The sequence below is a fragment of the Pirellulales bacterium genome, from assembly GCA_019694435.1.
Lineage (GTDB): Bacteria > Planctomycetota > Planctomycetia > Pirellulales > JAEUIK01 > JAIBBZ01.
The window spans coordinates 72,079-84,964 of sequence record JAIBBZ010000024.1 but is presented as its reverse complement, the minus strand read 5'-3'; the positions used below and the strand labels follow the sequence as shown (position 1 = coordinate 84,964).

At 67.6% G+C, this 12,886-nt stretch carries 8 protein-coding genes; 2 read left to right on the top strand and 6 right to left on the bottom strand.

The window, feature by feature from the left end:
- The 6 genes from K1X74_16900 to K1X74_16875 form a co-directional block, all read right to left on the bottom strand.
- On the bottom strand, positions 1-364 hold a 364-nt coding region (locus K1X74_16900; protein ID MBX7168016.1), incomplete at its 3' end, for a lipoyl domain-containing protein.
- A gap of 5 nt (positions 365-369) precedes the next feature.
- The gene (locus K1X74_16895) at positions 370-2,376 is read right to left on the bottom strand and encodes a dehydrogenase E1 component subunit alpha/beta (protein ID MBX7168015.1); all 2,007 of its coding nucleotides are present in this window, start codon (positions 2,374-2,376) and stop codon (positions 370-372) included.
- Positions 2,377-2,384: 8 nt separating this feature from the next.
- The gene (locus tag K1X74_16890; protein ID MBX7168014.1) at positions 2,385-3,215 is read right to left on the bottom strand and encodes an SDR family oxidoreductase; all 831 of its coding nucleotides are present in this window, start codon (positions 3,213-3,215) and stop codon (positions 2,385-2,387) included.
- A gap of 25 nt (positions 3,216-3,240) precedes the next feature.
- Complete coding sequence (locus K1X74_16885) at positions 3,241-4,857, bottom strand: Nramp family divalent metal transporter (protein MBX7168013.1); 1,617 nt, start codon at positions 4,855-4,857, stop codon at positions 3,241-3,243.
- A 21-nt stretch (positions 4,858-4,878) separates the two neighbouring features.
- Positions 4,879-6,594 carry a cyclase family protein gene (locus K1X74_16880; GenBank protein ID MBX7168012.1) on the bottom strand — a complete coding sequence of 572 codons (1,716 nt, stop codon included), beginning with the start codon at positions 6,592-6,594 and terminating at the stop codon, positions 4,879-4,881.
- A gap of 11 nt (positions 6,595-6,605) precedes the next feature.
- Positions 6,606-7,559 carry a C-terminal binding protein gene (locus K1X74_16875; protein MBX7168011.1) on the bottom strand — a complete coding sequence of 318 codons (954 nt, stop codon included), beginning with the start codon at positions 7,557-7,559 and terminating at the stop codon, positions 6,606-6,608.
- A 135-nt stretch (positions 7,560-7,694) separates the two neighbouring features.
- Between K1X74_16875 and K1X74_16870 the strand changes: the two genes are divergently transcribed.
- Positions 7,695-11,459: a PSD1 and planctomycete cytochrome C domain-containing protein gene (locus tag K1X74_16870; protein ID MBX7168010.1), complete on the top strand. Its 3,765-nt coding sequence runs from the start codon at positions 7,695-7,697 to the stop codon at positions 11,457-11,459.
- A gap of 4 nt (positions 11,460-11,463) precedes the next feature.
- Entirely contained in the window at positions 11,464-12,882 is a 1,419-nt protein-coding gene (locus K1X74_16865; protein MBX7168009.1) for a DUF1501 domain-containing protein, read from the top strand.
- Positions 12,883-12,886 lie beyond the last annotated feature (4 nt).

The following is a 12,886-nucleotide window of genomic DNA, read 5'->3' as shown; positions in this document are numbered from 1 at the left end:
CCACCGCAGCCGCGAAGGGAACCTCGTGACCTGGCGCTGGCGCGGTCGCAGGGGGGGCCGCCGGCGCGCCCGGGGCTGCGACCGAGGGCGCGGAACGCTCGCCTGCGGGCGGCGCCTCGTGGGGCGCCAGCAAGTAGCCCAGCAAGGCGCCTACGGCCACGACGCTGCCCGGTTGTGGGGCGTCGGCCGGTACGTGCAGCGTGCCGGCGTCGATCGATTCGATCGTCTGCAGCGCCTTGTCGCCTTCGAGTTCGAACAACGGATCGCCGACCGCGACCTGCTCGCCCGGCTGCTTGAGCCAGTTGACGAACGTGCCTTCTTCCATCGACCAGTCGAGACGCGGGATGCGGATTTCGTACGGCATGCAGGCTACTCGCGCAAGAGGCTACGAATCGCGTCGAGAATGTCCTGCGTATGCGGCACGACCGCTTGCTCGAGCGATGGGCTGTACGGCGTGGGACAGAACTTGCCTGTCAGCCGCCGGATCGGCGCGTCCAGGTCGTCGAACCCCTGGTCGGCGATCTGGGCCGCGATCTCGGCGCTGAAGCCCAGATGCCCCGGCGGCTCGTCGACCACCAGCAGCCGGCCCGTCTTGTGCACCGATTGCAGAATCGTCTCGACATCCAAGGGCGTCACCGTGCGCGGGTCGATCACCTCGATCGATATCCCCTCGCGCTCGAGCTGATCGCAGACTTCGAGCGTCAGGTGCAGCATGCGGGCCAGCGCTACGACGGTCGCGTCGCGCCCCACGCGCGCCACGCGCGCCCGTCCGAACGGAATCTCGTAATCGTCCTCAGGCACAGGGCCTTTGACCTGCAGGATCTCGCGATGCTCGAGGAACAGCACCGGGTCGTCGCAGCGCAGGGCGTGTCGCAGCAGGCCCTTGGCGTCGGCCGGCGTCGCCGGTACGACGACGCGCAGCCCGGGCACCTGGCCGAACATGCCGTAATAGCTGCCCGAATGGTGCGTGGCGGCCGAGTGCCCGATGCCGATGCAGCCGCGCAACAGCACCGGCATTTTCAGCCGGCCGCTCGACATGTACTGCATCTTGGCAATCTGGTTGACGATTTCGGCAAAGCCGTCGAGGACGAAATCGGCAAACATGAAATCGACGACGGGCCGGGTGCCAGTCATCGCCGCGCCGCACGCCAGGCCGACGAATCCGCGCTCGCAGATCGGCGTGTCGCACAGCCGCTGGGGGCCATACAGATCGTAGAGCCCCTTGGTGGTGAGAAAATTTCCGCCGCGTCGGCCGATGCCTTCGCCCATGACAAAAATCGCCGGGTCCTCGGCCATGGCCGCGGCGAGCGCTTCGAGCGTGGCCTGGGAATAACTGATCGAGCGGCCGCCCAGGTCGCGCGGTTCGACGACCGCGCGCCGCTGTACCGCGTAGACGTGCGCCGTCGCCGTCGTGGCGTCGGGCACGGGGCTTGTCTCGGCAAAATCTCGCGCCGCGCGCACGACCTGGCTCACGTCGGCGTCGATCGCCGCGAAGCGCTCGGCCCATTGCGCCGCGCTGCCGTTGGTCGAGTCGGCGACGACCGCCGCGCGGAGCCGCGCGATCGGGCAGCGATCTTTCCACGACTCGACCTCGGCCTTCGTGCGATAGGTGAAGTCGCCCATGCCCTCGGCATGGGCCCGCGTGCGATAGGTGCGGCATTCGAGCAGCGTGGGCCCTTGGCCGGCGCGGGCGCGCTCGACGGCTTCGCCCGCCGCGCGGTGAATTCCCTCGACGTCGTTGCCGTCGAGCTCGACGGCGGCCAGGCCGTAGGCCGCGCCGCGCGCCGCGACGCTGGGGTTCGCGCTGCTGTAGGCGAACGGTACCTCGGTGGCGTATTGGTTGTTCTCGCAGACGAAGATCACGGGCAGCCGCCAGATGGCGGCCATGTTCAAGCCTTCGTGAAAAGCGCCGTTATTGACGGCCCCGTCGCCGAAGAACGCCACGGCGACGCGGCCCGTGTTGCGCAACAGGGCGCTGTACCCGCCGCCGCAGGCCTGCAGGATGCACGGGCCCACGATGCCGCTGGTGCCCATCATGCCGATCTCGGGCGAGAACAAGTGCATGCTGCCGCCGCGCCCCTGCGAGCAGCCCGTCGCGCGGCCGAACAGCTCGGCCATCAGCTCGGCGGGCGGCATCCCCTTGGCCAGCGCGTGCCCATGACCGCGGTGCGTGCTGAACACGACGTCGTCGGGCGCCAATTGCGCGCAGACGCCCGTCGCGATCGCCTCTTGACCGACGTAGGTGTGGCACGCGCCATGGATGAGTCCGCGCTGATGGCAACGGGCTAATTCCTCTTCGGTCTGACGGATGACCTGCATCGTGCGGTACAGCCGCAGGATGGTCTCGGTGCCGGGGTCGTGGGTGCGAAGGTTCATCGAGGGGTTCATTTCTGCGCTGCGGGGCTAAACGGCTGCACCGGCTGGCGCTCGTGGCCGGGGGTCCCTCCGGCGTTCATCGCCAGGTTGCCGCCGTCCATGGCAATGATCGCGCCGGTGATCCAGGTCGACGCGTCCGAGGCCAGCAGCACGGCCAGGCCCATGATGTCGCGCGGCTGACCCAAGCGGCCCGCCGGAATGCCGCTGAGGAACCGGCCTTCGAGCGCCGGGTCCTGCTGCATCCGCGCGGCGAGGCTGGGGTTGATGACCTGGGCGGGCAGCACCGCGTTGACGCGCACGCCGCGCGACGACCATTCGGTGCTCAGCTCGCGGGTCATCTGCACGACGGCCCCCATTGCCATGCTATAGGCGATGTGCCCGCGGCCCAGCGCGGTCTGGCTCGCCAGCGAACCGATGTTCATGATCGATCCGCGACCTTGCGCGAGCATCCTCCGGCCCGCCTCCTGGCACATGGCAAACCGGCCGACGACCAGGTTCTGCAACACGCGCTGCAAATCGGCGATGGTCAAATCTTCCGGCGCCGCGAGCAGGCCGTCGCCGGCGATGTTGCCGAGAAAATCGACCCGGCCAAAATCCCGATCGGCGCGGCGAAACAGTTCGGCAATGCGCGCGGGATCGGACACGTCGCAATCGTCGACCGCGGTGCGGCGCCCCAGGCGTTGCACGTCGGCCGCCGTTTCCTCGGCGCCGACCCGATTGCGGTCGACCAGCAGCACGTCGGCCCCCGCCTCGGCAACCGCCAGGGCCGTCGCCCGGCCCATGCCTTGCGCCGCACCGGTCACCACGGCCACGCGTCCCGCCAGGTCGAAAAGTTTCATGGCCTGCTCAATTCCTGTTTGCCGATCAGCCGGTCGCTTCCTGGAACATCGGCACGATCTTATTGACGAACACCAGCCACGCGAGGCCCAGGTAGAACAGCCCACACCCGGCCACGCCCAGCGTGTTATACCACCGCGGGCGCAGCGCTCGCGGCAACAGCCGGTGATTGCACCAGAGCAATTGAAACGCGGTCACACCCAGCGCCAGGTTGTTGAAATTGGCGATGAAGTCGGTCATCAACTTTGGGGCATTGCTGAACAAGAAGGCGCACACGAACGACCAGAGCACGTAGCTGCCGAGAATGGCGTAATAGATGTACTTCACCTGGTGCGGCTGCATCGTCGCGCGGACACGGCGATTCGCGCTCCAGATCGCGTCGGTCCAGCGGCGACTGAAATCGTCGACAATCGACATCTGGCTGGGCAGCATCACCATCAACCCGGTGAGCAGCGCCGTAATCCAGAGTAGTCGCGCCGCAGTCGGAGCGAAACCGGCATGCCGCAGGCCGTCGGCCGTGATGATCGCCTGGGCCACGCCATATTGCTCGGGCGTGACCGTCGTGTGCGGCGCAAATTGCATCGACAACAAGGCCGGCAGGGCCATGCCCATAAAGCAGCCGGGGGCCCAAACCACGACCTGGTCGGTCCAGACATAGCGCCACCAGCCGCGCCAGCGCCGCAGGTTTTCGCCCGACAGCGGGAACACCTTGCCGACGTGGCTGAGGGCCACGTTGCGCCCGCCGATGGCGCTGGGGATCGCGCCCACCTGGCTGCCCATACCCCAGCCCTTGTCGCGCACGAAATTCGAATAGGTCGAGTTCGCCAGCCCGCCGCCGCCGGCGTAGCCCGCAAACGCCCCCAGCACCACGAGCGTCGCTGGCGCAATGACGGGCCAGTGACCTTGTTGCCAAAGCTGCGCGGCACCGTTGACCAGCACCTCGCCGCCGTGACCGTCGCTGACCGGGACCGTGCCGAATCGCAGGAAGCCGCTGAACACGTTCCACCAGTTTTCGAAGCTGACGCACGTCAGCCCCAGCGCCAGGCAAAAGCCCAGCACGACGGCCACCTTCGCCGTCATGATGCCCTGGAGCATGTTGTAGACCTTGCCGCCCACGAGCACCGGCACGGCCACGCCGAACAGGCAGGCAAACGCCAGCGGCGTGATCAACCAGCGGTCGTCGACCGTCGGTGGGCGATCGAGATACAACGCCGCGATCATCGCCGCGCCATGCGTCGACAAGCCCGGCACCAGCGCCGAGACGTTCAGCAGCAACATCAGGCCGACCCAAAACCGGGGGCCCGGCCGGCTGCGCATGAAGCCGGTAAACACCGGTTCGCCGCAGTAGAGCGCGTAGCGACCGCATTCGAGGTTGTAAAACACCTGCAACACGATGGCGACCGTCGCCAGCCACATCAGACCGCCGCCGTAGCGGGCCGTCACGGTCGGCCCCAGCAGCCATTCGCCGCCGCCGATTTGAATGCCCATCATCACGATGCCGGGACCAAGAAAGCTGGTCCAGTTGCGCAAGCCCAGCGACTGTGGCTCGGGCAGTTCGGCCTCACCCCAAGCAGGAATGCCCGCGGCGTGGGCCCCGCGCGTGTGCGCATCGTCGGACGGTTGCGGCGAAGTCGAGGCCGACATGCGATGTCACTCGAAAACGGGTCACCACAACACGATCGCGCGGCCCGGTCCGCCGTGGCAATCGCGCAGCTTGATGGCGGCGAACAGGAAATAGAGATCGCGATCCTGCGGCACGCTACCGACGTTGTGCAGGAACTCGACGCCGACCAGGTCGCGACTGCCCAGCGCCCAGTACGTCATCAGTGCCCGGCGCGGGTCGACGCCCCCCAAGTCCGGCGCGTCGGTAGCCACGCAACGAATGCCTTTGCCGTGCAGATACGCAATCGTCTCGGCCGACGGTGCCGGCCAGCCTTCGCTCTTGCCCAACAGCGGATCGAGCCAGACGCCGGCGTCGTTCGGCCGGGGGCGCAAGTGCCGATCGAGATGGCCTGTGAAGAACAGCACCACGTCGCCGGCCGCGAGCTGACCGGCCGACGCTTCGGCCGCTTGCACGTGGGCCGGCGTGATTTCCGGCGACTGCGGCCAGTTCTTCCGCGGCACGCTGCCGACGAGTCCCCGCGCGTCGACGATTCGCAGCCGCCCGCAGGTCCACTCGAGGGGCACGCGTTCGGTCGTGCGGTCGCTTGCGCCGAGGGGGCCCCAGGCCGTTTCATATTCCTGAAGCCAGCCGCGAACCTCGGGAGCATAGGCGGGCTTTTCGCCCGGCGCCGGCAGCGCAAACGCCGGCGGCACCAGGTGGGCACCTGCCATCGCGTCCATCAGATGCGTGTGATGCCACATGTCGAGATAGTCGTTGTATTGAAAGTCGACCTTGAGGTAGACCTGTCGATGCTGTCCGGCCCCTTGTCCCGGCGAGGTCAGCGGCAGCCGTGGCGAAAGCGTCGGCGTCAGATCGGCGGCCCGTTTTTCGCGACACGCCGCGCTGAGCCGCGCCGGCAGATCGCCGCCGACGATCGAAAAGGCCCGGGCCTCGCCATAGGGCCCGCCTTCGTGCTTGGGCGGCAGCATGCAATAGAACGCGCCCGTCGGCGGCAGCGCGCCCAGGTTCGTCGCGCTTTCGGTCCAAATCATGCCGTGCTTGAGTCCGGCATAGTGCGTCGGCTCGGCCAGCTCGGGCAGGGGGCCCATGCTCGCGCTGTCGGTGCCCAGGGTCATGACGCCGCGCTGGGCGAGATACTCCATGCACTCCGGATTCGGATCGGGATAGCCCGGCGCCGTACGGTCGAGCGCGGCGGCGATATAGCGATTGCCCTCGGGCAGCGGGCGGTAGTAGGCGTCGGAATATCCGCTACGGAACAGCGCGACGTCGCCGAACTTCAGCGGGCGGTGCTGCTTTTCGAACCGCGCGACGTGCTCCGGAGTGACCAACGGGCTGACCCCCTTGGGCGCCTGATCGAGCAGATCGCGGACGTCGATCACGCAGGCCTCGCCGCCGAATTGCCAAGGCTCGATGCGGTCGATGTAGGCCGTGCCGAAGGGTCCCGACTTCTCGCGCTTCAACTCTTCGCGGGCAACCGAATGCGGCGGTACGTCGCATTGCGTGCCGGTGTTGCCGTCGATCAACAGCGCATCGATGTGATAGGCCGAGTCAGGACCGGGCCGGCGCTGTGGAATCAGCTCGAAGCGCGGAAACGGATAGGCGGGCCAGGTACACGGATAGTCGGCCGCCACCAACAGCGAATGATCCACGAACTGCGGGCCCTCGGCTTCAGCGGCCCGCACTGCAGGCACCGCGCCCTGGCCCACCAGCAGGCCGACGAGCCAGCACATCACCCCCCTGGCAATCGCGCCCAGCATGGCAGGTTTCCTCAATTGACGATGTTGGGCAGTGTCTCGCCGCGGAGCGCTGCTGCGGCGATCTGGGCCGCCGTTTCACGCAGCCGGCGCACGGCCGTTACGCTGACCGACGCGATATGCGGGGCCGCAATCACTTGGGGCATCGTCCGCAGCGGGTGATCGGCGGGCAGCGGCTCGGGATCGAACACGTCGAGCGCCGCGGCGGCCACGTGGCCCGACTGCAACGCGTCGACCAGCGCCGCGGTCTCGATCAGATCGCCCCGGGCCAGGTTGATCACGACGGCGCCGCGCTTGAGCCGCGCGAGGCTCGCGGCATTGAGCAACTGGCGCGTCTGCGGCGTCGAAGGGCAATGCAATGTGACGACGTCGGACCCGGCCAGCAGCTCGTCCAGCGTGGCCGGCTCGCAACCGGCCTGCCGGACCTGGTCGGGCGGCACCTGCGGATCGAATACCAGCCGCCGGCATTTGAACGGCGCCAAGCGCGCGGCGACCTCGCGGCCGATCCGGCCGAAACCGACGACGCCCACCGTCTGCTCGCGCAGGTTCTTGAGCTGATCGAGCGACGTGGCCAGGCCCCAGCGCCCTTCGCGCAGATGCAAGCAATGCGGCACGACTTGCCGCGTCGTGGCCAACAGAAAGGCCAGCGTGTGATCGGCCACCTCGTCGATGCAATAATCGGGCACATTGCAGACGGGAATGTTCCGCGCCCGCGCGGCGCGCAGGTCGACATTGTCGACCCCAATGCCATAGCGGACGATCACGCGGGCCTGCTGCATGGCGGCAATGACCTCGGCATTGACCGGGGCGAATTGCGTGATGACCGCGTCGGCGTCGGCCACGAGCGGCACGAGTGTTTCGACCGTCTTGCACTGGCCCGCGCGGACGACCGCGCCCAGCGGCTCGAGAATGGCCGACTCGATCTCGAGCGACGGAAACGTGTAATCTGTTATCGCAACACTAGACATTGTGGGTAGATACGACGAGGTAGATTTGCCGCCCCCCTGGCGGTCAGATAATCTAGGCACGGTGAACCGGCCGCCGCAAGCAACGAATTCTGGAATCGGTCCATCCCCGGCGCACAGCGCCGTAGGTGCTCTACGATGTTCCGAGCCAAACCGGCGAATCGAGCCCTGAAGCATGGCGCCGGCACCGCGCTGGTCTTGGCGTCGTTATGCGCAAGCACGGCCCGGGCCGACGAACGGGACCAGTTCTTCGAAAGCAAGATTCGGCCCGTGCTCGTGGGCACCTGCTTCGCCTGTCACGGCGGGGGCAAGACGTCGGCCGGCCTGAGGGTCGATTCGCGCGCGGCATTGTTGCAGGGAGGCGACACCGGGCCCGCCCTTGTCGCCGGCATGCCCGAGGGCAGCTTGCTGTTGGCCGCCATTCGCCGAGCCGAAGACGCCAGTGCCATGCCGCCGCAGGCCGAAGAGGCCTTGCGCCCCGACCAGGTGGCTGATTTCGAGCGCTGGATTGCCGACGGCGCGCCCTGGCCCGAGAAGTCGGCCGCATTTGCCGCCGAGCACCCGTGGTCGTTCGAACCGCGGCAAGCGCCGCCGCCTCCCGAGGTTGCCGATACCGCCTGGCTGCAAACGAGCATCGATGCGTTTATTCGAGCCCGGCAAGAGGCCGCCGGAGTGAAGCCCGCTCCCCCGGCAGACAAGCGCACGCTGATCCGCCGCGCGACCTACGATCTGACCGGGCTGCCGCCCACGGCCGCCGAGGTCGAAGCGTTTCTGGCGGACGATTCTCCGCAGGCCTTCGACACCGTGATCGAGCGCCTGCTGGCTTCGCCCGCCTACGGTGAGCGCTGGGCCAGGCACTGGCTCGACGTGGTGCGCTATGCCGACACGGCGGGCGAGACGGCCGATTTTCCCGTGCCCGAGGCCTGGCGCTATCGCAACTATGTGATCGACGCCTTCAATGCCGATACGCCCTACGACGAGTTCTTGCGCGAACAACTGGCCGGCGACGTGCTCGCGGCCGAGGGACCGGCCGATCGTTATGCCACGCGCGTTACCGCAACGGGCTTCCTGGCCATCTCGCGCCGGTTCGGCTTCGATTCGGAGAACTACCACCACCTGACGATCCAAGACTCGATCGATACGCTCGGCCAGGCCGTGCTGGGCCTGAGCCTGGGCTGCGCGCGGTGCCACGATCACAAGTTCGATCCGGTGACCATGCGCGACTATTACGCGCTGTACGGAATCTTTGCCAGCAGTCGCTATGCGTTCCCGGGCTCGGAACAAAAACAGAAGACGCGCTCGCTGGCCCCGCTGGTACCGTTCGAGCAGGCGGCGCCACTTTGGCAGGCCCAAGAAAGCCGCATCGCCGAGCTGACCGCGCTGTTGGCCCGGGCAAATCAATCGCCGCCGTCGGCCACGCTGCGCTCGCTCGGCGAACTCGACGGCGACTTCGAAACCCAGGCCGTAGCCGCCGGCGGCAGTAACGGCGTGTTGGTCCCACCTTGGGTCTACGCAGGGCCGATCGCCGTGACAAACGCGGCGCAAAGTCCCTACAAAAACCTGTACCCCCTGGGCAAGGTCGGCGCGAGCATCGCCGCGAGCGAGGCGCCCTACCGCATCACGCAGGCGATCGATCCGCATCATCACGCGCCGGGCAGCGTGTTGTACTTCAATCTCGACTACCGTGTCGGCGCCTCCGAACCCCAGGCGCCCGGGGGGCACCGCGTCGTGCTCGGCACGCTCGCCGGCCAAACGACGGTCGAGGTGCAGCTCGCCGCCGGCGGCGCAACCCTCTTGGTCCCAGGCGGCGAGAGTCGCCAAGCCGCATTGCCTGCCGACCGGTGGCACAATTTGCAGATCGTCGTAGACCTCTCGCGGCGCACCGCAGCGGCGCGCGTGGGCGCGCCGGGCGACGTGACGGAACTGGCGAGCATCGCGCTCGGCGCCGTGGAACTACCCGTGATCGACTGCGTGACCTTCGAGTCGAACGGTTCCGCGCCCGGCGGCTATCCGGCGATTACCTATGACAACTTCGGGATGCGCACCGCGGCGCTTGAGCCGGTGACCACCGAGCTGCCGGCCGCCAGCGCAGCAGCCGGTAAACCCGATGCCCGCGAGATCGAAAGACGGCTCGGCGAGCTGGCCGGTTACGACGGCGACTTCGAGCTGCAGACGGACGCTTCGCCCCCGGCGACCCCCTGGGGACCTGGCCCCAACAGCGTCGTACTCGTTTCGGCCGAAGCCCAGAGCCCGTTTACGAACCGCTACCCGGCAGGGAGCCTCGGCATTCATCTGCCCAATCGCCAGGCCTACGACGGTTTTGGCCTGGCGCTGGCGAACCTGAAGCCCGACGACGCTGGGCAGTTGGCGGCCAGCTTCGACTTCTGCTGTGCCTCGGCCGCCGACGGCGGTGACGGTTCCTGGCGCTACTACCTCGGCCACGGGCCGGGCAACTCGGCGGCGGTCGAGCTGTTCTTCAACGGCCGCGAGTTCTTTCGCCGTAGCGGCGCAACCACCGATGCGGTCGCGACGCTGGCGATCGGTGCCTGGTACCAGGTCCGGCTGGTGCTCGACCTGCGGACACGCACCTATCGCGGCGAACTGGAAAGCGCCGACGGCACGACCGAATTCTCCGGCGAGCTGGCCAGCGGCTGGGACGGAACAGTCGACTACTCGTTTATCGACAGCTACGGCCATCTGCCCGGCGTACGACCTGCGCTCGATGCCGACAATTTCGTCTTCGGCCGCCTGCCCGATGTGCAATCGACCGAGCCGTCTCAGCGGCGCGAGCAAGTCGCTGCCCTGCGCGCCGAGCGTAACGAGCTCAATCACGCGGCCGACGAAGCGAAACAAGAGCTCGATCGCCTGCTCTCCAACGGTCCCTGCCCGCTGGCCTATGCCATGGCCGAGGGCACACCGCAGAACGTCCCCATCCAACAGCGTGGCGAGCCGGATCAACCCGGCGCGGTGGTGCCGCGCGGCTTCATTCGCTCGTTGGGCGGCGGCGACCTTCCCGAGGGGACGCTCGGCAGCGGCCGGCTCGAACTGGCCCAATGGCTCACCCGGCCCGACCATCCGCTGACGGCGCGCGTGATGGTCAACCGGATTTGGCAACACCACTTCGGCCACGGGCTGGTGGCGACGCCCAATGACTTCGGCACCCGAGGTCAGCGGCCCACGCATCCCGAACTGCTCGACCACCTGGCCGAACAGTTCATCGCCAGCGGCTGGTCGATCAAGGCGATGCACCGGCTGATCCTGCGCAGCGCGACCTATCAACAAAGCTCAATCGCCGGCGCCGACGTACCCCACGACCCGGCCACGGCCAACGCGTACGCGGCGTTTTCCCGGCGCCGGCTGAGCGCCGAGGAGATCCGCGACACGATCCTCGCGCTGTGTGGCCAGCTCGATCGCGCGCGAGGCGAGGGGCACGAATTCCCCTTGCCGGTGCGCTTCGGCTATACGCAGCACAACCCCTTCGCGGCCGTTTACGATCATCGCCACCGCAGCATTTACCTGATGGTCCAGCGGATCAAGCGCCACCCGTTCTTGGCGTTGTTCGACGGGGCCGATCCGAACGCGACCACGCCGACACGGCTGCTGACGACGGTGCCCACCCAGGCACTCTACTTCCTCAACGACCCGTTCGTGCACGAGAACTCCGAGCATTGGGCCAAGGAATTAGCGGCCCAGGCCGCCAACCCGGCGCAGGCCGTCGAGCTGGCCTATCACCAGGCGCTGGGGCGCGGCCCCGCCGAGGGCGAACAGCGCGAGGCCGCCGATTTCCTGACCGCCTATCGCGCCGAACTCGCCACTACGGAAGTGACCGAGCCCGAGACGCGCGCCTTGGCGGCCTTTTTGCGTACGCTGTTGGCCAGCAACGAAGTCTTGTATGTGGACTGAGCGCATGACCAGCCAACCCAGCCGGCACGAAGTTTCCCGCCGCGGTGTCTTGCGCTCGCTGGCGGGTGGATCACTGTTGCTGCCCGGCATCCTCACGCAATTGTTGGCCGAGGCGGCCGCCGGCAGCGATGCCGACGATCCGCTGGCGCCGCGGCCGACGCATTTCCCGGCCCGGGCCCAGCGCGTGATCATGCTCTACATGACCGGCGGCGTCTCGCACGTCGATTCCTGGGACTACAAGCCGCGACTGTTCGCCGACGCGGGCAAGACCGTCGGCGTCGACGAGTTCCAGGGGCGCAAAGGGAACTACACGATGTTCCTCAAGCGGCCGCAATGGGAGTTTGCGCCGCACGGCGAATGCGGTACTGAAGTCAGCTCGCTGTTTCCGCACCTGGCCCAGCGCGTCGACGACCTGTGCTTGATTCGCTCGTTGCAATCGGACCACACGAACCACTACGAAGCCACGCTGGGCATTCACACCGGATCGTTCACCTTTGCCCGGCCCAGCATCGGCGCCTGGGTCAGCTACGGCCTGGGCACCGAAAATCGCAACTTGCCGTCGTTCGTGGTGATCGCGCCGCAATTGCCCTACGCCGGCGGGCAAGTGTGGGGGAGCGACTTCCTGCCCGGTGCGCACCAGGGAACGCTCGTCGTGCCCGGGCCCGAGCCCGTGGCCAACATTCGCCCGCGCGTGCCCCGGCAGCGATTGCAGCAGCTCGAGCTGGAATTCCTGGCCAAGCAGAACGCGCGTCACCAGGCGGCGCGGGCCGACGATCCGTTTCTCGCCGCGCGGATCAAGTCGTTCGAGACGGCCTACGGCATGCAAAGCGCGATGCCCGAAGCGTACGACTTCTCCCAGGAGACGGCCGATACGCTGCGGCTGTACGGCCTCGAACGCGAGACCAACTCCGGCTTCGGCTGGCAGTGCCTGGTCGCGCGGCGGCTGGTCGAACGCGGCGTGCGGTTCGTCGAATTGATCGACGTCGGCGCATCGAACAACTGGGACGCGCACGGCGACATGCTCACGCACACCCCGTTGGCCAAGAACGTCGATCAGCCGATCGCGGGCCTGCTTCAGGATCTCAAGCAGCGCGGCTTGCTCGATGACACGCTCGTCGTCTGGACCACCGAATTCGGTCGTACGCCGTTCAACGCCGCCGCCGACGCCAAGGGCCGCGAGCATCATCACTGGGTGTTTTCCTCCTGGCTCGCCGGCGGCGGGGCCAAGGCCGGGATCACGTACGGCGAATCGGACGAGTACGGCATTCGCGTGGCGCACGATCCGGTACACATGCACGACTTCCATGCCACGATCCTGCACCTGCTGGGGCTCGATCACGAGCGCCTGACGTATCGGCACGCCGGGCGCGACTACCGCCTCACCGACATCCACGGCCGGGTCGTCCACGACCTGTTGGCCTGAACCG

Bases quoted from the DNA above. Each gene is read 5' to 3' on its own strand.
- K1X74_16895 (MBX7168015.1), bottom strand. From the start codon at position 2,376: ATGAACCTTCGCACCCACGACCCCGGCACCGAGACCATCCTGCGGCTG.
- K1X74_16880 (MBX7168012.1), bottom strand. From the start codon at position 6,594: ATGCTGGGCGCGATTGCCAGGGGGGTGATGTGCTGGCTCGTCGGCCTG.
- K1X74_16865 (MBX7168009.1), top strand. From the start codon at position 11,464: ATGACCAGCCAACCCAGCCGGCACGAAGTTTCCCGCCGCGGTGTCTTG.
- K1X74_16885 (MBX7168013.1), bottom strand. From the start codon at position 4,857: ATGTCGGCCTCGACTTCGCCGCAACCGTCCGACGATGCGCACACGCGC.
- K1X74_16870 (MBX7168010.1), top strand. From the start codon at position 7,695: ATGTTCCGAGCCAAACCGGCGAATCGAGCCCTGAAGCATGGCGCCGGC.
- K1X74_16890 (MBX7168014.1), bottom strand. From the start codon at position 3,215: ATGAAACTTTTCGACCTGGCGGGACGCGTGGCCGTGGTGACCGGTGCG.
- K1X74_16875 (MBX7168011.1), bottom strand. From the start codon at position 7,559: ATGTCTAGTGTTGCGATAACAGATTACACGTTTCCGTCGCTCGAGATC.